Origin of the sequence: Pacificibacter marinus (genome assembly GCF_018860665.1) — a bacterium.
GTDB classification, from domain to species: domain Bacteria; phylum Pseudomonadota; class Alphaproteobacteria; order Rhodobacterales; family Rhodobacteraceae; genus Celeribacter; species Celeribacter marinus_A.
The window spans coordinates 127,993-146,305 of the sequence record NZ_JAHKPK010000018.1; the positions used below are offsets into that span (position 1 = coordinate 127,993).

The window sequence follows — 18,313 nt, forward strand, 5'->3', positions numbered from 1 at the left end:
TGTAAAAATAGAGCGACAGAGGCCAAAATGCAAAAAGGACGCCCCAAGGCGCCCTTTTCTTTTTTTTCTCAAACGTCAGGGCTTAGCCCAAACGGGATGCTACGTTTTCCCAGTCCAGCTGCTAAGCGATAGCTTTGCGCAAGCAACTGGGGAACGACGCGATCAGCTTTGTTGAGCCTAACCCAAACGGGATGCTACGTTTTCCCAGTTCACAAGCTTTTCAAGGAAGTTTGTAAGGTAGACAGGGCGTTTGTTGCGGAAATCGATGTAGTAGGAATGTTCCCACACATCACAACCGAGCAATGTCGTTTGACCGAAACACACAGGGTTCACGCCGTTTTCAGTCTTAGTGACTTTCAAAGCGCCGTCTGTGTCTTTCACAAGCCAAGCCCAGCCAGAGCCGAATTGACCCGCACCAGCCGCACAGAACTGTTTCTTAAATTCATCAACTGAGCCGAAGGATTCAACCAAAGCTTTTTCCAACTCAGTTGGCATCGCATTGCCATCTGGACCCATCATTTCCCAGAATTGGTTGTGGTTCCAAAGCTGAGAGATGTTGTTGAAAATGCCGTTTTGCGCAACAGAAGATTTGTCGTATGTGCCAACGATGATCTCTTCCAAAGATTTGCCTTCCCACTCTGTGCCAGCAATAGCAGCGTTGCCATTGGTCACGTAAGCGTTGTGGTGCAAGTCGTGGTGAAATTCGAGCGTCTCAGCGGACATGCCGAGATCGGCAAGAGCATCGTGAGCGTATGGAAGATCTGGAAGTGAAAAGGCCATGATGAAGGCTCCCTATTTAAATGGTGCGTTTGATTGCCCTATAGGTGATGCGATGCGCGCGCGGGGTCAAGGGCCGACAGGCCAAGTTGTGCGAATTTAACGCAACTGGGGGCAAAGTTTAGCACGAAACGCCCCCGCGATCAGATCATCAACAGGCCATAGCGTCACATCTGCTTGATAAGGCCTTTCCCAAGCGGCACGCGCGGTCTACATCTTTGGCCTGACACGATTTGACACGACCTGACACTGACCTAGCGCGGATACACCTTATGACCTTTTGGATCATCGCCACGATCATCGCCCTTCTTGCCTCAGCGCCTTTGGTGCTTGTCTTGCTACGGAAGCGTGGCTCGATCGCGGATGACATCGGCAATACAGCCATCGAATTGCGCGTCTATAAAGACCAACTGAATGAGGTGGATCGCGATCTGACACGCGGAATGCTGACCGAAGAGGCCGCAAAACGCGCCCGTTTGGAAATTTCGCGGCGTATGTTAGAGGCGGACAGCAAAAAAGATCGTCACTCCACCAAAGATGCCGCCCTGCCCCTTTGGGCCGCTTTGCTGATCGGTGCCATGGTTTTCGGGGGTGGCGTTTGGCTTTATACCGTCGAGGGCGCGCCGACCTATCAAGATTTACCATTGAAAACCCGCTTGGCCTTGGCGCAAGAAATCCGCGAAACACGGCCCACGCAGGCTGACGCCGAAGACAGCGCCCCTGCGTCGCCGCCGCTTGAGACACCGAATCCACAGCACCTAGAGTTGCTCGATCAATTGCGCGCCGCACTGGAAACCCGCCCCGATGATCTGCAAGGCCACATGCTTTTGGCGCGCAATGCTTCAGTTGTCGGTGAATACCGTGAAGCCTATGCCGCCCAGACCCGCGTGATTGCCATCAAAGGCGATGCAGCCACAGCTGAGGATTATGCCACTTTGGCTGATTTGATGATCTTGGCCGTGGGCGGCTATGTCTCACCCGAGGCCGAAACCGCGATCACCAAATCATTGGCCCGCGATGCAGGCAATGGCACGGCCAATTATTACGCAGGATTGATGTTTGCCCAAACGGGCCGTCCTGATATGACCTTTCGGCTTTGGTCCCGCCTGCTCAGCAATAGCGCGCCAGACGATCTTTGGGTGGCACCCATTCGGGATCAAATCGAATCCGTCGCCTTTGCCGCTGGCGAACGCTACACTTTGCCGCCCTTGGCTGCGTCAGAATCTCCGCTTAAAGGCCCAACAGCCGACGACGTTGAGGCCGCAGCCGATATGGACGCAGGCGACCGTATGGCCTTTATTCAATCCATGGTCGATCAACTGTCAGCGCGTTTGGCCAATGATGGCGGCACGCCTGACGAATGGGCGCAGCTCATTTCAGCCTTGGGCGTATTGGGTGACACCAGCCGCGCACGTGCTATATGGGGCGAGGCACAGGTCATCTTTGGACCAGACGCCACAGCCTTAGCCACGGTTCGCAAAGCCGCCCAATCCGCAGGAATTGTTCAATGAGCGCCCAAATTTTCGAAGACATCGCTGAATTCGCGGCAACGCTTCCCATGATGACATCCATTGCGGGGCTTGATTTTGGCGACAAAACCATTGGCGTGGCGGTCTCTGATCGCTTTCGAACGATTTCGTCATCAGCCATGACAGTGCGCCGCAAAAAATTCACTTTGGACGCGCAAGAGCTGATCAAGGTCTTTGCCGAGCGCGAAATCGGTGGTGTTATCTTGGGATTGCCCCGCAATATGGACGGGTCCGAAGGCCCGCGCTGTCAAAAAACCCGCGCCTTTGCCCGCAACCTAAGCCAATTGATCGAACTACCGATCACCTATTGGGACGAACGCCTGTCCACTGTCGCCGCTGAACGTGTGATGCTTGAGGCCGATATGTCGCGCGCCAAACGCGCCGAAAAAATAGATCAGGTTGCTGCAGGGCTGATTTTGCAAGGCGCGTTAGATCGTTTAGCGCATTTGAAAACCCAAGCCTGACATAAAGTATTTGACCTAAAACACATGCCAGACAACACAGATAATATTTGGACGCGTGCAGAAATCGAAAGCCCCTGCACCAAAGTCTGCCAAATCCATCCTGAAACACGGATGTGCTTGGGTTGTGCGCGCTCGATTGACGAAATCGGCGGTTGGTCAACAATGTCACCTGCCGAGCGCGCCGCCATAATGGCAGACCTGCCCAATCGCGCAGCCGCCCCAACCACGCGGCGCGGCGGACGTGCTGCCCGCCTCAAACGCAAGCTCGACTGATCTCGCCCGTTGTTCTGCGTCATTTAAATAAAATAGGTCGCCCGTGACAGAGCGACCTTTTTCTTTTTTGAAATCAAAGAGGCCACGCGCCTTTTGCTTCAAGTCATTGAAACAACAACACGCCCTTTGACTTGCCCGCTCAAGATATCAGCCCCAAGTTGAGGCACATCCTCAAGTGTTGCTGGCACGATCATGTCCTCAAGCTTGTTCATCGGCAAATCCGTAGCAATCCGCGCCCAAGCTCGATTGCGATTCTCATAAGGTTGCATAACGCTGTCGATGCCCAATAGGTTCACGCCGCGCAGCAAAAAGGGGATCACACTGGCCGGCAGGCTCGCACCGCCTGCAAGACCAATCGCCGCAACAGATCCGCCGTATTTCAATTGACCTAAGATGCGCGCCAGCATTTCACCGCCAACGGCATCAATGCATCCCGCCCAAGTTTCCGCCTCAAGCGGGCGCTTCACGGTCTCATTGATCTCGGAGCGTGCAACAATCTGTGACGCCCCCAAAGATGTCAGATACTCCGCTTGCTCTGGGCGCCCAGTTACACCAGCCACCTCATAGCCCAAATTGGCCAAGATCGCTGTAGCAACAGACCCCACACCACCGGCAGCGCCCGTGACCAAAACAGGGCCTTTTGCTGGCGTCAAACCATGATCTTCCAGCGCCAAAACCGCCAGCATGGCTGTGAAACCTGCCGTGCCAACAGCCATCGCTTGGCGTGTTGTCAGGCCCTGCGGCAAAGGCACCAACCAATCGGCTTTCACCCGTGCTTTCTCGGCATATCCGCCCCAATGTACCTCGCCCACACGCCAACCGGTCAATACAACCTTATCACCTGGGACATAGCGCGCATCCTCAGACGCCTCGACAGTGCCCGCAAAATCGATTCCCGGCACATGGGGATAGCTGCGCACAAGACCGCCGCCTTTGGGCGATAGGCACAACCCGTCTTTGTAATTGAGCGTTGAATATTCAACCCGAACCATCACATCACCGGAGGGCAATAGACCCTCGTCGATGTCTTTGATCTGAGCCTCAGCCAGACCATCAGCCCCCTGTTCCATCACCAATGCCCGCATTGTGTCCTCCCATAATCCGATGAAATTCACATCGATTGTCCCGTTGCAGGCGAGTGTCAGGCAATTGGATATAGAGCGCAAGCGCGTTATTTTGTGACGCGGCGATCACGCCCGCGCAATCATTGTTATAGCCCCGACCCCTTGCAGCCCGCGCCCAGACCCCCTATATCTAATGCGTCGGGCTTGCTCGACTATGGACATAAACGCGCTCGTAATACACGGATCGGACCAGGGGGCGGTACCCTGCGTCTCCACCAATCACTCCTGTATCAACTCTCATTTGGGGTATGGTCTAGGGCACATGGGGACGAAATAGGATCGACGGACGTCTAAAGGGGTTAGCTTTGTTTCGGTGAGTTACCACCGTTATCGGTACAAACTGAGTAGTTGCAAATGACAACAAAGCTCCAATGGCTCTCGCAGCGTAAGCTGTGCGAAACATTGAAATCTTAAGCCCTGTCGCCTAGCAGCGTCAGGCGGGGTTCGCAGGTACCTGGCAACAGAAACCTGCACTTAACACCCTCCCATTTCTTTACACTTTAGACACCATCAAACCAATGAGCGGGCTTGATGAAACACGCCCAATGAGATTGGTAAGTGTTCATTAATTGTTCTGATTGTATGATCATTCAAATCTGATCAATCGGAGCAGCATCATGACTGGCGTGGAAATTTTACAAGCATGGTATGAACGCGTTTGGGAACAAGGCGACTTAGACGCAGTGGCAGAATACTTTGACGTTGACGCGATGGCCAACGGATTGATGACGGATTTGGCGGCAGAACTCGAAGATTTCCAAACCATTGTGCCTGCCGTCTTGCGCCTGATCCGAAATGTTAAAATCACCATCACGCACAGTATGGAAGATGGCGACAAAGCTTGGGCCTTGGTTGATATCAAGGCTCAAAATGCCGAAAATATGTCACCTGTTGTTTGCTCTGGTCAGGTTATGATTAAAACAAAAAACAATAAAATCATCGAAGCCTACAATCACTTCGACTTTATGAGCTTTTTCGAACAGCTTGGCTTTCTACCTAAAGACACAATTGCGCTGTGCTTGTCGGGGGAACAGCTTTCTTAACGACAAACCTGCAACACCTCTTTTTCAACCATGGTATCTTAGGCTTGTTCCAGCTTTTGTACACTTTCAACGGCCTCTAAATTAAACTTTCTACAAGCCATGAAACAAGGCAGTCATGCTTGGCTCCGCCCTGTGGTAAAGTTCTATCAAGATTGCAATATGCACGAGATTCACACCACAATCGAAAATCGCACAACTCAGGTCGACGCCAATAAACCCCGCACAAAAGAATGCCGCATCTTTAACCCAAAATGCTATCCCGATTGGGCACAGCCCCTCTTTCCTTTGGAATAGAATCCCTTATGCTAAGGTCACTACATCTTGGAAGGATGCATAAGATGGCAAAATCCATTGACTACGGAAATCTAATGCACAACGCGATGCGTGGCTTGATCCGTCAAGTGCTCGAAAACGTGCGCAAAGAAGGTTTACCCGGTAACCACCATTTTTTCATCACCTTCGATACAATGCATCCTGATGTTGAATTGGCCGATTGGCTGTCGGATCGCTACCCCGAAGAAATGACCGTGGTGATCCAGCATTGGTTTGACAATCTAGAAGTCAATGAGGACAGTTTCTCTATCACGTTGAATTTCGGCGATAGCCCTGAGCCCCTGTTCATTCCATATGATGCGATACGGACCTTTGTGGATCCGTCCGTCGAGTTTGGCCTGCGGTTTGAAACCCAAGAGTCAAATGACGATATTGACGAAGAAGATGACGATATCGAGATATCGAGCTCTGATGTATCCGAATTCACCACGCCCTCCATAAGCGCATCTGACGAAAAACCATCCAGTGAAGATAAACCTAAAGAAGCCGAAATTGTGTCCTTGGATCAATTCCGCAAATAATGCCTGCGTTGCGGCATTCTAAATGTTCGGTCTCTTCGCGCCTTTGTTTCCTACTGCCCAAAGCGTTTGATCAAGGCGTTTGTTGTTCTGCCATATAGTCTATGTCAGACCTCTCAGGACACGTCCTATAAGATTCCTGATATAGGACGGAATACCTATTCATGTCGAACCAAGAACTCGGCCGATATTTTACGCCGTCGTGCTGGCTTGCAGCCCCTTCGGCGATTTTTCTTTGACATCATTGCCTCCCAAAAAACGTTCTGCGAATCTATTGTGTAAAATCGCATTTCCCACGAACACACGAAGAACGATATAATACTGTTTTTAATGGAAAATAATGGCGCACCCAGCAGGATTCGAACCTGCGGCCTCTGCCTTCGGAGGGCAGCGCTCTATCCAGCTGAGCTATGGGTGCCTTTGAAATCGGTATAGGCGAAGGGTTTGGGGGGTGCAAACAGTTTTCGCACAGCCCCGACAATCATATTTTAAGCAAACAAATCATGGCACAGCTCTAGCGCTGAGACCAATGTGTCGACATCATCCTTGCTGTTGTACATCGCGAAAGACGCACGACAGGTCGCGGTGACGCCCAAGTGCTCCATCAGCGGCATGGCGCAATGCGACCCTGCCCGCACGGCCACGCCGCGTTTGTCCAACACCGTCGACAAATCATGGGCATGTGCGCCTTCCATGGTGAAGGAAAAAATCGCGCCTTTGTCGGGCGCCGTGCCTTGGACTTGCAGCCAATTGAGACTTTGCAATTTTGCGCTGGCATAAGTGGCAATCTCGGATTCATGTTTGGCAATATTGTCCATGCCAACAGTCATCAGCCAATCCAAAGCCACGCCCATCCCAATGGTTTGCACGATCCCGGGTGTGCCCGCTTCGAACTTCATCGGTGGTTTATTATAGGTGACAGTATCGCGCCCCACCACATCGATCATATCGCCACCGCCCATAAAGGGGCGCATCTCGGCTTGGCGATCGGGGTGCACATAGATGGCACCGGATCCAGAGGGACCGTAGAGCTTATGACCTGTAATAGGATAGAAATCACAACCGATGTCTTGGACATCAACAGGCCCATGCACAGACCCTTGAGAGCCGTCCACCAGCGAGGCGATGCCTCTCTCGCGCGCAGCTGTACAGATGGTTTTCACATCAACCCGCGTGCCTGTTACATTGGACATCTGGGTGATGGCCACCAGTTTGGTTTTGGGCCCCATCGCGTCGATCACCGCTTGGGCGTCCAAACTGCCATCCATGGCGCAATCAACCCATTTGATCACAACGCCCAAACGTTCGCGCAAAAAATGCCACGGAACGATGTTGGCGTGATGCTCTAACACGGAAATCAAAATTTCATCACCCGCTTGCAGGCGCGGCATGGCCCAACTGTAGGCGACCAAATTGATGCCTTCAGTGGTGCCAGAGGTAAAGATGATATCGTCTTCATGAGGGGCGTTTAGAAAGGTTTTGACGATGTCGCGCACGCCTTCATATTTATCGGTCGCAAGATTAGATAAGAAGTGCAAGCCACGGTGAACATTGGAATATTCCTCAGCGTAAGCCCGCGTGATCGCGTCAATCACCACCTGCGGTTTTTGCGCAGAGGCACCACTGTCGAGATAGGTCAAAGGCTTGCCGTTGACCTTGCGTGACAGGATCGGAAACTGCGCGCGGATGGCGTTTACGTCATACATGAGGGGCCTCTTTCGGGAAGGCGACTTCGACAAGTCCCAAGCCCCAGAAAATTGTAAAAGCAGCAAAGGCGATCAGACCAACAAGCGTCACGCCAGCCCCAGCCCCAAGAAATCCAACGCACAAACCGTAAAGCAGCCACAGTGGCGAGGCCGCCAAAAGCGCCCAAAAGGTTGCCATGCGCGCCTCGTAAGCAGATTGTTTTCCACCAACAAGGCGCAGCACAAAGTGCAAAAGTACCGCCAAAGCATAGAGCACCAGAGGCATGATAAAGACCCATGCCAAAAGCGCGCCTCCGACCATCATGTCCAAGTCTTGGCCTTGCTCAAAAGCCTCACGAGACAGACGCGGCCATTGCGCCACAAAGATGAGGCCGCAGGCCAACACCACTGTGATCAATGCACCGCCTTCATTGACCTCGGGGCCAATGCGATGGCGCAACACCGCGCGTGGGGCGCGATAGTTGCGTAAAATATCAGAGACGACGCCCATAAACCTATCCTTTACGGCGTGCGAGCCATGCTTCCAGACGTTCCAAAACGTTTGCTGCAATGTCTTCGCGTGCGATTTCGTCGATGGCTTCGGCCAAAAAGGCCAAGGTCAACAGGTCTGTGGCCTCTTGGGTGCCAACGCCGCGTGATTTGAGGTAAAACAAAGCCTCTTCATCAATCGCGCCCGTCGTGGATCCGTGCGAACACACAACATCATCAGCGTAGATTTCTAGTTCAGGTTTTGCCAAGAACTGACTGTCATCATCCAACAAAAGCGATTGTGAAATTTGATAGCCATCTGTTTTTTGAGCGCCGTCCTTGACCAAGATTTTGCCTTGGAACACGCCTGTCGCGCCATTGCGTAGCACTTTTTTGAACACCTGACGGGACTCGCAACGTTCTGCATCATGGGTGATAAACACCGTATCATCGTGCAAAAATGTGCCATCGCCCATGCACACACCGCCGACATGCGCCTGTGAATCGTCGCCCAAAAGTTCAAGGACAACTTCGTTGCGCGTCAAAATGCCATTCGCCGTCATGGTGAAGGATTTGAACAAAGCGTTGGCGCCAATGCGGCCAAAGATATGCGTCGCAGCACGACGTTCATGATCTCGCCCTTGCGCACGCACGTGGTGGAAAGACGCCCCGTCAGCGACTTCGACTTCAAGCACAGTGTTGTAACGCGCAGCCGCTGGACCATTTTCCAGCAGGGTCAGTTCAGCCCCCTCTTCGAGTTTCACAAGGTTGTGCAAAATCGCGTCCGAAGTCTCGTCGGTATGTTTGTAGATAATTGAGATCGGCTGAGCGACTTTTCCAGTGACGCGGATCACAACGCCGTCTGTCGCGAAAGCTGTATTCATCGCCGCAATCGGACGCTCGACCGGTGTTTGACCGGCTTGTTCAAGCACACCGTAACTGTCTTTCGCCCAATGGATATCGGCACTTAACGCGTCATTGAGCAATGAGACTTCAACACCCTCGCCCGTCAAATCATCAGACGCCGCGGCATCGAACACACCATCGACAAAGACGATTTTCAAACGCTCAATCGCGTCGAAAATTGGCACCTCTGCTGCGTCAAAAACCTCTGCGGATGTTGGTGCGGCTGAGGTCAAGGTCGCAGGATCGGTCCACCTCCAATACTCATCGCGTTTGGTCGGAAGACCCATCTCAAGCAGGCGTGTCAGCGAGTGTTGGCGCAGTTCAGTGGCCCAAGCAGCCCCTGAAGGGACCGCTAAGCCATCAAGACGCGCCGCCGTGTCATCGCATTTGCGTTGTTTCATTTGTGCCCGTGTCATTATGAATTCTCCTGCTCCGCAAGCAGATCAGCATAGCCATTGTTCTCGACTTCCAACGCCAGCTCAGGACCACCGGATTTGATGATGCGACCGTTGGACATGATGTGCACGTAATCTGGTTTGATGTGATCCAACAGACGTTGGTAGTGGGTGATCACCACGAAAGACCGTGTACCATCGCGCAGCGCATTCACGCCTTCGGCCACCAGTTTCATCGCATCAACGTCCAAACCGGAATCGGTTTCATCCAAGATGCACACCTTTGGCTCAAGCATCGCCATTTGCAAAATCTCGTTGCGTTTCTTTTCGCCGCCGGAAAAACCAACATTCACGGGACGTTTCAGCATCTCGGCGTCGATTTTCAGCGCTTTTGCTTTTTCGCGAATGATTTTAAGAAACTCGCCTGCTGTCAATTCATCTTCGCCGCGCAATTTACGTTGCGAATTCACAGCTGTACGCAAAAAGGTCATGTTGCCCACACCTGGGATTTCCACAGGGTATTGGAAGGCCAAGAAAAGGCCCGCCGCCGCGCGTTCTTCTGGTTCCATGTCAAACAGGTCTTCACCGTTCAGCGTGGCAGAGCCTTCGGTCACTTCATAGCCATCACGACCAGACAGGACATAAGATGTCGTGGATTTACCTGAGCCGTTCGGCCCCATGATCGCATGTACTTTGCCGGGCTCGACCGTCAAGTTTACACCCTTGAGAATTTGTTTTTCTTCTTCTTCAAGTTTGACGTGTAGATTTTTGATTTCTAACATTTATCTATCCTTCATACGGAAAGGCCCGCACGACTGTATCCAGTCGGCAAGCGCAGTTGTGCGTTGTGGGTGAAAGCGTGATCTTGCGCGACATCAGTCGCAGGTGAACACGCGAAATAAGAGGGGCTGTTAGCTGTTACAGCTACAGACCGAAGTGGCGAATATACAAAGTCAGACAGGTGCCAAAGACCATAACCTGTATCACGGCTGAGCGCAGCCCTTTGAACATCAACGCTGCGTGCGAAGGCGCGGCCATCGCGTTCTTTGGCGTTATTTTGCGGGATGTCGCTGCATTGGAGGTCTCGCCCACATGAACAACGCCGCAAGTGTTTGCACCCTTTGTACCGATCCGTGACAGACGATCCGCGAAGGCTTGTTTTTGCGCTGGCTGCATCTGTGGTCTTTCCTCGGCTTGTCCGTAACAGGTTACAGTTGACAGGTTGCGAGGAAATTAAGGATAGAACGAGGCAGTCATCGGGCAAACTGGTGTCGGCAAACCTTGACGTTGCGTTAGTGTCTGCCGGCACATGTGTTGTTAGATATGAATTTCGCGACCACGGAAAACCAAAGTGCCCAGCTCGGTCGTCTCGGTCACATGTTGAACCCATTCGCTCGAGAACAGGCGCGTGAACGGTCCCGGAAATTCGTGCACGATGTTGTGCATCGTTGTCAAAGCCAGCAAAATGCCCGCGCATTGCGCGCCCATTTGCCGAATGGCTGACAAAGACACCAGCTCGCGCAGCAAAAAGGCGATTGCGATGGCCAATAGCACATCCACGGTGACATCCAAATTCGCGGACAGGTTGACGCCGATGGCCCCTGTTAGCTGAAAATGTATGTAACGGGCGATCATCGCGGACAGAGCGCCCATGGCAACAGCCAAGATCACCGATAGAAACGGTGTCCATGGTGCTGGTTTGTCCAAATTGACCCCGTAAAATTCTTGACCTTTGTCCCACGCCTCTTGGCGCTCCAACATCGTTTGGATGCGTTCGTTGCGCTCCATGCGCGGGGACTTCGACGGGCCAACTCCGGCACGTTGATCGCTTATAATTGGTGCGACGCGGGCGATGCGTCGTTGAAAATCTATTTTCTGGTCCATAAACATGACCTCTCCCATACAGTAACGTAAGTATGGTTACTGAAAGATTATGGCGAGAGGTGGGCGCGGCCATTACATTTTTATGGGATTGCGAAAACATGTCTCTGACCTAGCCGATCACCAGCCGCAAAATCACGACAAAGGCCCAAGAGGCCATAGACGCAAGGAAAGCTGTCGCGAAAACAGAATCACGAAACAGCCCCTCGCGATTGCCCTTGTTGGCACGAATGCTCAACCCGATGACGACACCAAGAAACACGCCAATCGCGACGCCAGAAGATTTCATCGCAACAAGAGACAGAAGTTCAGGGGACATATTCAAAGCCTCACTTTAATTAACGTTGCCAAATGCGGTGACCACATCTCGCAAACGGGCTGGGTCGATCTGGATCGGATCGCGTTGGGATTGGATCATGTGGCCTTGGCTGGCAATGGGAAAGTCAGTTTCTCCAGCGTGCTTACAGCTCATCAAGGTAGATACACCAAAGTCGTCTTCCATGATGGGTGTCGTCGCCGCGTCATGTGCATGCGCCCCCAAAGAAAAGGTCAGCTCTGGCCCCTCAGACGGGAAGGCAAATATGGGGGATGCGATGATGTGCTGCATCTGATCAGGCAAAGCTCACGGCGGTACCAGAGGCAGAGACCATCAACATGTTATTGATCACCTCATAGTCCAGATCAACGCCGACCACGGCCTGCGCGCCAAGTGCCGCTGCACGGTGTTCCATTTCAAGCAAAGCAGCACTGCGTGCATCCGCCAGTTTCTTTTCGTATGAACCTGAGCGCCCGCCAACAATATCAGTCACTTGCGCAAATATATCGCGCACGATGTTGGCCCCCATAATAGCCTCGCCTGTGACGATACCTTTATAGCTGGCGATGGATTGCCCTTCGACGGATTGGGTGGTGGTGATGATCATTCAGAAGTCTCACTTTTTGACGAAACGGCATCGCGGCGGTGTTTGAAAACGGCAAATACCGAGACTATCACAAAATAGATGGCCGCAAATTTAAAGGCTGTTGGCAAGAACCCGTCGTTCACACGTGCAAGATATGATTGCTCAGACCCGTCCAGCGAAATAGCTTCTAAAAACGGAAACAAGCACCCCAAGATAAGGGAGCCCATCCACGCTTCGCGAAACCGTTTGCTTTGGAAAAACGACATCTCAGTATCTTCCTGTGCCAAAGTGACAAAACAGGCCCGTGACAATCACAAAAAGCAATGTGGTTTTCATCATGTCTCGGGCCTTTCAATCCAATTGTTACCCTACAGAACCTTCGAGAGAAATCGCGACCAAGGCCTGCGCTTCCATCGCAAATTCCATCGGCAAAGCTTGCAAGACTTCTTTACAGAACCCGTTGACAACCAAGGCCACGGCCTCTTCTTCGCCCATGCCACGTGCGCGGCAGTAGAACAGTTGATCGTCGTCCACTTTTGATGTGGTCGCCTCATGTTCCACGCGCGACGAATTGTTGCGCACTTCGATGTAGGGCACAGTGTGCGCACCACAATTGGACCCGATCAGCAGGCTGTCACATTGGGTGTAATTGCGCGAATTTTTCGCCCGCGGGTGCATGGTGACCTGACCACGATAAGTATTTTGCGCCTTCCCCGCAGAGATACCTTTGGACACGATCCGCGACTTGGTGTTCTTGCCAAGGTGGATCATCTTCGTGCCAGTGTCGGCCTGCTGCATATTATTGGCGATGGCGATGGAATAGAACTCACCTTGGCTGTCGTCGCCGCGCAAAATGCAAGACGGGTATTTCCACGTTACGGCAGAGCCGGTTTCCACTTGTGTCCACATCACTTTGGACCGCGCGCCACGACAATCAGCACGTTTGGTCACAAAGTTATAGATGCCGCCTTTGCCTTCTTCATCGCCAGGGAACCAGTTTTGGACGGTTGAATATTTGATCTCGGAGTCTTCCAACAGAACCAATTCCACCACAGCCGCGTGCAATTGCGCGACGTCGCGTTTTGGCGCGGTACAGCCTTCAAGATAAGACACGTATGATTTTTCATCGGCGATGATCAATGTGCGTTCAAACTGGCCGGTGTTTTCCGCGTTGATACGGAAATAGGTGGACAGCTCCATCGGGCAGCGGGTGTTTGGCGGGATGTAGACAAAAGACCCATCCGAGAACACAGCAGAGTTGAGCGTCGCGTAATAGTTGTCAGATACAGGCACAACAGTGCCGAGGTATTTTTTAACCAGTTCAGGGTGATCTTGGATCGCCTCAGAGATCGAACAGAAAATAACGCCTGCGGCCTCAAGTTCCTTTTTGAATGTCGTGCCAACAGATACGGAATCGAATACCGCATCCACAGCCACTTTGCGCTCGCCATCCGCAGGAACATCGCCCGCGCCTTCGACGCCCGCCAAGATGGCTTGTTCTTTTAATGAGATGCCCAATTTGGCATAGGTGGCCAAAAGTTTCGGGTCCACATCATCCAAAGACTTGGGTTTTTCCATCATAGATTTCGGACGCGCGTAGTAATACTGGTCCTGAAAATCGATCTTAGGGTAATCCACCATCGCCCAATCGGGTTCTTCCAAGGTTAGCCAACGGCGGTACGCCTCAAGACGCCAGTCCAGCATCCATTGAGGTTCGTTGTTCTTCGCAGAAATCAACCGCACGATATCCTCGGACAGGCCTTTGGGGGCATATTCCATCTCGATATCGGTTTCCCAGCCGTACTTGTAAGCGCCGCCAAGCGCCTGCACCGCATCAACTGTGTCTTGCTCGACGCCGTCTTTGACTTGGACTTTGTCTTTTACCGATGTGTCATCCATGCGGATCACTCCTTCAAGTGCGTATCTATCGGGCTCTGATGGCCCATTTTATCTGTGCGGCACCGCAAGGGGGCCATATTATTCTCAAGCTGCGCGCTGTTTCCAGCGGTCATAGGCGTTCAGCCAAGCATTGGCAAACCGCTCGATCTCATCTGTTGTGGTCTCAGGTCCCAAAGACACCCGCATCGCGCAAGAGGCTTCCAGATCCGAGTATCCCATAGCACGCAAAACGCGGCTGGATTTCACCTTACCGCTGGAACAGGCTGATCCTGCTGACACAGCAAACCCAGCCAGATCCATTTGCATCACTTGGGTCTCGCCCTTCCAATTGGGTGTGATGACACTCAATGTATTGGGCAGACGTTTTACATCCTTCCCAACACATATGATGCCCTCAGCCCCATCTTCAAGCCGCGCTTGCAGTAGATCACGGCGCGTGACCACCTGATCCCAAACGCCATCTGCGATCAGTTTCGCGCTGGCTTCAGCCGCAGCGCCAAACCCGACGATTCCAAGCAGGTTTTCAGTGCCAGAGCGACGCCCCATTTCTTGGCCTCCGCCCAAAATCTGCGCTTTAACATCCAGACCTTGTTTAAGCACCAAAGCACCAATGCCTTTAGGACCGCCGATTTTATGCGCCGAGATTAGCGTCATGTCGCAACCCAACCAGTTGAACGCAATGGGCAGTTTGCCGAACCCTTGGGTCGCATCCACCACAGCAAGGCCTTCAGGTAGGTTTTGTACAATTCCACTTTCAGAATTGGCCAGTTGCAGTGCTGTTTCTGTTCGATTTGTGCAAGTCACTGCACCATTTGCATCAACAGTTAAGTCTGTTTCACACCAAGATGACACCGCCTCATGTTCCACATCGGCGCAATGCATCGCGCGACCCGCGAGTGCCAAAGCTGCTGCCTCAGTCGCGCCTGATGTGAAAACGATATCGGCGGAACTGGCGCCAAAAGCGTCAGAGACTTGTCCACGCGCTTTTTCAATTAAGCCCTTAGCAATGCGTCCCTCGCCATGCACAGACGACGGGTTGCCCACCACATCCATAGCGTCAATCATCGCCTCGCGAGCGGCCTGACAGAGCGGCGCAGTGGCGTTGTAATCCAAATATGTGCGAGGCGCGCGCGCCATTATTCGCTCAGGTCCTCTGATGCCAATTCTTGAGCTTGCGCCTCAACAGCAGCTTTGCTGTCATCCACCACTTCGACAAAGTTCGGCACCGCAGGGCATGGGCGCAAACCATTGCCAGTGATGTCGGACAAGCGGGTCTGATGCAAAAATACATAAACATGCGCTGAAAGCCCTTCCCACAACCTGTTGGTTACCGATTGGGCACGACTGCCAGACACGCCACCTGACGCCCCTGCCCCAGTGTGCATTGCAGATACGGTTTCGTCCACAGCCTCAAGTATGTCAGAGACCCGAATATCAGACGGAGATTTCGCCAGCTTATATCCGCCACCAGGCCCACGCACTGAGGTGACAAGTTCAGCGCGGCGCAATTTGACGAACAACTGCTCTAGGTAGGGCAAGGATATGTCTTGGCGTTTGGAAATTTCGGACAAAGACAGCAACGCGCCGTCATTTTGAAGCGCAAGATCCGCCAAGGCGACCATCGCGTAGCGGCCCTTTGTTGATAACTTCATATCTCGATCTCCCATTCAAAGGCGTCGCAAAACGCGATTCACCCGCTCTAGCTCAGTGCCTTGCCCCATATTTGCAGTGATTCCCCCGCAAAACGGGTAATTCTTGAGCAAAATCATTGACGTTAGCGCTTTGGAGCCTTAACTCCAATGCAACTCGTATGCCCTAAAAGAGCAGTTAGTTTAGAATGCTTCTAAAGTTCCTGATCTTATTCGTCAACTATAGCCGGACAGGGCATTTAACACGAGCACAAAACGACACCCCATAATGGATGTCTCGGCCCGTCCCACGACGTTGTGGTGGCGCAGCTGACAAGACATCTAAGGAGACAGGGACGCAATGCCCGAAGTGATTTTTCCCGGCCCAGAAGGCCGCCTCGAAGGCCGCTACCACCCACAACGCGCCAAAGATGCCCCCATCGCGATTATCTTGCACCCGCACCCACAGTTTGGCGGCACGATGAACAACCGCGTTGTGTACAACATGCATTACGCCTTTCACAAAATGGGTTTCACTGTTTTGCGGTTCAACTTTCGCGGCGTTGGTCGTTCGCAAGGTGAATACGATCAAGGCATCGGCGAATTGTCTGATGCGGCATCCGCACTCGATTACCTGCAGTCGTTGAACCCGAACGCGAAACATTGCTGGGTCGCGGGCTTTAGCTTTGGTGCTTGGATCGGTATGCAGCTTTTGATGCGCCGCCCCGAGATCACTGGCTTTATCTCTGTGTCGCCCCCCGCCAATATGTATGATTTCTCGTTCTTGGCCCCGTGCCCGGCATCGGGTTTGATCATCAACGGCACAGCCGACCGCGTGGCGCCGCCCAAAGACACCCATACGCTTGTGAACAAATTGCACGAGCAAAAGGGCATCACCATCACCCACCAAGAACTTGAAGGTGCTGGCCACTTCTTTGAAGACCCGCATATGGAAGAGATGATCGGCAATGTTGACACATATGTGCGCCGCCGATTGACCGAAAACACACGTTAAGGACTGCTGCTATGGGGATTATGGACGACCTATCGGACGATCTTGCAAAAGACGCCATCAAAGCGATGGATGTGATCGGCGATGAACAGTTTATCCAGCAAGTGTCCCAAGTGATTGGCGCGACATCGACCACCACACAAGAGGCGTTTAACACCGCCGCGCGTGTGCGTTTGGCCGAACGTCGCGCCCGTGACTATATTTTACAACGCGTGAAAGAACACAAAGCGGGTTTGGCCCCAACGGCCCCGCCCCCAAGTGCGGAAGATGACTTTGAAGTCTAACCCCAAAGATCTGGCGCGTCTCAATGCGCAATTCGCGTTTTTGTTAGAGGCCGATAAGCTCAAAACCGTTGACCGCGCCAATCAAGTGATGGATCGGTCTCGGTTCGAAAATTCTGCCGAACATTCATGGCATGCGGCGCTCTTAGCGGTGCTCTGCGCGCCTTTGGCGGGTGCAGATGTTGATTTGGCGCGCGTGATCGAAATGTTGATCTTACACGATATCGTTGAAATCGACGCAGGCGACCATCCAATCCATATCACCCACAATCCCCAAGATATTGAGCTGGCCGAACAGGCTGCCGCGGCCCGTATTTACGGGCTTCTGCCCGATGATATCGCGGATCACTATCTGACCACATGGCGCGAATTTGAGGCCATGCAGACGCCAAGTGCGCGTTTTGCCAAATCCATCGACTTCCTCGCGCCCGCGCTGCAGTGCCTTGGCGCGCCTGTGCAACTGGACGAGGAACGCGAGATTGTGGAACGCAATCTATATCGAGGGCGCGCGTCCAAAATCAAAGATCTGTTTCCTGCGCTTTATGAATTCACGTTGGCCTTGTTTGAGACCCGCGCGACGGATCCTGTGATGGATCAGCGCTATGCCTTTTGGTGTGAAGCAGACCGTCTGAAAAGCATTTTGCGTGCCACGCCAATCATGGATGGATCGCGTCCTGAAAACTCAGGTGAGCATTCGTGGCATGTGATGCTCTACGCGCTGACCTTGACCGACCAAGCCCGTGGCGCGATTGATGCCTCGCGCGCGATTACGATGATGCTTTTGCATGATATCGTCGAAGTGGACGCAGGCGACACGCCTATCCATGGTGCCGTAACAGCAGAGGCGCAACAAGCCCAAGAAGCCGCCGAAATCAAAGCCGCAGATCGCCTATTTGGGCTGTTGCCAAGCGATCAAGGTCAAAACCTGCGCGGCATTTGGGAAGAGTTTGAAGCGGCACAGACACCAACGGCGCTCTACGCCAAATCCATTGACCGCGCGCAGCCCGTTTTGCACAACTTGGCAAACGATGGCGGGTCTTGGCGCAAATACACGGTCTCATTGAGCCAGCTGGACACCCGCGTTGGCGATAAAATCACCCGTGGCTGCCCTGCCCTTTGGCGCTTCATTCGTGCCCGTGTGGAACCTTGGTTTACCGCCCAAAACGCACTGTGA

23 protein-coding genes, 1 tRNA gene and 1 other RNA gene are annotated in these 18,313 nt (G+C 52.8%); 9 read left to right on the top strand and 16 right to left on the bottom strand.

Annotated elements, in window-relative coordinates; genetic code table 11:
* Positions 1–177: 177 nt before the first annotated feature.
* Positions 178–780, bottom strand: a complete 603-nt coding sequence (locus KO497_RS05105) for a superoxide dismutase (RefSeq protein WP_215942891.1) — start codon at positions 778–780, stop codon at positions 178–180.
* 269 nt (positions 781–1,049) lie between these two features.
* On the opposite strand from KO497_RS05105, the gene ccmI reads away from it, so the two are divergent.
* Genes ccmI through KO497_RS05120 form a run of 3 tightly spaced genes read left to right on the top strand, consistent with a single transcriptional unit; the run spans position 1,050 to position 3,043 of the window.
* The gene (ccmI, locus tag KO497_RS05110) at positions 1,050–2,288 is read left to right on the top strand and encodes a c-type cytochrome biogenesis protein CcmI (RefSeq protein WP_215942892.1); all 1,239 of its coding nucleotides are present in this window, start codon (positions 1,050–1,052) and stop codon (positions 2,286–2,288) included.
* Entirely contained in the window at positions 2,285–2,770 is a 486-nt protein-coding gene (gene ruvX, locus KO497_RS05115; protein WP_215942893.1) for a Holliday junction resolvase RuvX, read from the top strand. Before ccmI ends, ruvX begins: the two co-directional genes overlap by 4 nt.
* A gap of 24 nt (positions 2,771–2,794) precedes the next feature.
* A complete protein-coding gene (locus tag KO497_RS05120; protein WP_215942894.1) occupies positions 2,795–3,043 on the top strand; it encodes a DUF1289 domain-containing protein in 249 nt (82 codons plus the stop codon).
* Positions 3,044–3,141: 98 nt separating this feature from the next.
* Here the strand turns inward: KO497_RS05120 and KO497_RS05125 are convergent, their stop codons facing one another.
* Entirely contained in the window at positions 3,142–4,128 is a 987-nt protein-coding gene (locus tag KO497_RS05125; RefSeq protein ID WP_215943029.1) for an MDR family oxidoreductase, read from the bottom strand.
* A gap of 137 nt (positions 4,129–4,265) precedes the next feature.
* Here KO497_RS05125 and ssrA point away from each other — a divergent pair.
* From ssrA to KO497_RS05140, 3 genes are all read left to right on the top strand, one after another.
* Positions 4,266–4,642: a transfer-messenger RNA gene (ssrA, locus tag KO497_RS05130) on the top strand.
* A gap of 142 nt (positions 4,643–4,784) precedes the next feature.
* Entirely contained in the window at positions 4,785–5,210 is a 426-nt protein-coding gene (locus KO497_RS05135) for an ester cyclase (protein WP_215942895.1), read from the top strand.
* 338 nt (positions 5,211–5,548) lie between these two features.
* Complete coding sequence (locus tag KO497_RS05140; protein ID WP_215942896.1) at positions 5,549–6,064, top strand: SspB family protein; 516 nt, start codon at positions 5,549–5,551, stop codon at positions 6,062–6,064.
* 338 nt (positions 6,065–6,402) lie between these two features.
* On the opposite strand, the gene KO497_RS05145 is transcribed toward KO497_RS05140, so the two are convergent.
* The 14 genes from KO497_RS05145 to KO497_RS05210 all read right to left on the bottom strand — a co-directional run bounded on the left by KO497_RS05145 (position 6,403) and on the right by KO497_RS05210 (position 15,870).
* Positions 6,403–6,479: transfer RNA gene (locus KO497_RS05145), tRNA-Arg, on the bottom strand.
* A 70-nt stretch (positions 6,480–6,549) separates the two neighbouring features.
* Entirely contained in the window at positions 6,550–7,767 is a 1,218-nt protein-coding gene (locus KO497_RS05150; RefSeq protein WP_215942897.1) for a cysteine desulfurase, read from the bottom strand.
* Positions 7,760–8,257 carry a YIP1 family protein gene (locus tag KO497_RS05155; RefSeq protein ID WP_215942898.1) on the bottom strand — a complete coding sequence of 166 codons (498 nt, stop codon included), beginning with the start codon at positions 8,255–8,257 and terminating at the stop codon, positions 7,760–7,762. Before KO497_RS05155 ends, KO497_RS05150 begins: the two co-directional genes overlap by 8 nt.
* Before the next feature lie 4 nt (positions 8,258–8,261).
* Complete coding sequence (locus KO497_RS05160) at positions 8,262–9,557, bottom strand: SufB/SufD family protein (protein WP_215942899.1); 1,296 nt, start codon at positions 9,555–9,557, stop codon at positions 8,262–8,264.
* Positions 9,557–10,318, bottom strand: coding sequence for a Fe-S cluster assembly ATPase SufC (gene sufC / locus KO497_RS05165; RefSeq protein WP_215942900.1), 762 nt, complete (start codon positions 10,316–10,318; stop codon positions 9,557–9,559). Before sufC ends, KO497_RS05160 begins: the two co-directional genes overlap by 1 nt.
* Before the next feature lie 142 nt (positions 10,319–10,460).
* Positions 10,461–10,712 (bottom strand): hypothetical protein, encoded by a 252-nt coding sequence (locus tag KO497_RS05170; protein ID WP_215942901.1) that lies wholly within the window; start codon positions 10,710–10,712, stop codon positions 10,461–10,463.
* A 141-nt stretch (positions 10,713–10,853) separates the two neighbouring features.
* Positions 10,854–11,420, bottom strand: coding sequence for a hypothetical protein (locus KO497_RS05175; RefSeq protein ID WP_215942902.1), 567 nt, complete (start codon positions 11,418–11,420; stop codon positions 10,854–10,856).
* A 109-nt stretch (positions 11,421–11,529) separates the two neighbouring features.
* The gene (locus KO497_RS05180; protein WP_215942903.1) at positions 11,530–11,736 is read right to left on the bottom strand and encodes a hypothetical protein; all 207 of its coding nucleotides are present in this window, start codon (positions 11,734–11,736) and stop codon (positions 11,530–11,532) included.
* 15 nt (positions 11,737–11,751) lie between these two features.
* Positions 11,752–12,024 (bottom strand): hypothetical protein, encoded by a 273-nt coding sequence (locus KO497_RS05185; protein WP_215942904.1) that lies wholly within the window; start codon positions 12,022–12,024, stop codon positions 11,752–11,754.
* Between the two features lie 4 nt (positions 12,025–12,028).
* Positions 12,029–12,340, bottom strand: coding sequence for a heavy metal-binding domain-containing protein (locus tag KO497_RS05190; RefSeq protein ID WP_215942905.1), 312 nt, complete (start codon positions 12,338–12,340; stop codon positions 12,029–12,031).
* Positions 12,337–12,585 carry a hypothetical protein gene (locus KO497_RS05195; protein ID WP_215942906.1) on the bottom strand — a complete coding sequence of 83 codons (249 nt, stop codon included), beginning with the start codon at positions 12,583–12,585 and terminating at the stop codon, positions 12,337–12,339. The genes KO497_RS05190 and KO497_RS05195 overlap by 4 nt, the downstream gene beginning before the upstream one ends.
* Before the next feature lie 97 nt (positions 12,586–12,682).
* Entirely contained in the window at positions 12,683–14,218 is a 1,536-nt protein-coding gene (gene sufB, locus KO497_RS05200; RefSeq protein ID WP_215942907.1) for a Fe-S cluster assembly protein SufB, read from the bottom strand.
* Positions 14,219–14,302: 84 nt separating this feature from the next.
* Complete coding sequence (locus tag KO497_RS05205) at positions 14,303–15,355, bottom strand: cysteine desulfurase family protein (RefSeq protein WP_215942908.1); 1,053 nt, start codon at positions 15,353–15,355, stop codon at positions 14,303–14,305.
* On the bottom strand, positions 15,355–15,870 hold the full coding sequence (locus KO497_RS05210; RefSeq protein ID WP_215942909.1) for an Rrf2 family transcriptional regulator: 516 nt from the start codon (positions 15,868–15,870) through the stop codon (positions 15,355–15,357). The genes KO497_RS05205 and KO497_RS05210 overlap by 1 nt, the downstream gene beginning before the upstream one ends.
* Positions 15,871–16,207: 337 nt before the next feature.
* Here KO497_RS05210 and KO497_RS05215 point away from each other — a divergent pair, with 337 nt between their 5' ends.
* Genes KO497_RS05215 through KO497_RS05225 form a run of 3 tightly spaced genes read left to right on the top strand, consistent with a single transcriptional unit; the run spans position 16,208 to position 18,313 of the window.
* Positions 16,208–16,861 carry an alpha/beta hydrolase gene (locus tag KO497_RS05215; RefSeq protein ID WP_215942910.1) on the top strand — a complete coding sequence of 218 codons (654 nt, stop codon included), beginning with the start codon at positions 16,208–16,210 and terminating at the stop codon, positions 16,859–16,861.
* Positions 16,862–16,872: 11 nt separating this feature from the next.
* Positions 16,873–17,142 (top strand): hypothetical protein, encoded by a 270-nt coding sequence (locus KO497_RS05220; protein ID WP_215942911.1) that lies wholly within the window; start codon positions 16,873–16,875, stop codon positions 17,140–17,142.
* Entirely contained in the window at positions 17,126–18,313 is a 1,188-nt protein-coding gene (locus tag KO497_RS05225; RefSeq protein ID WP_215942912.1) for an HD domain-containing protein, read from the top strand. The genes KO497_RS05220 and KO497_RS05225 overlap by 17 nt, the downstream gene beginning before the upstream one ends.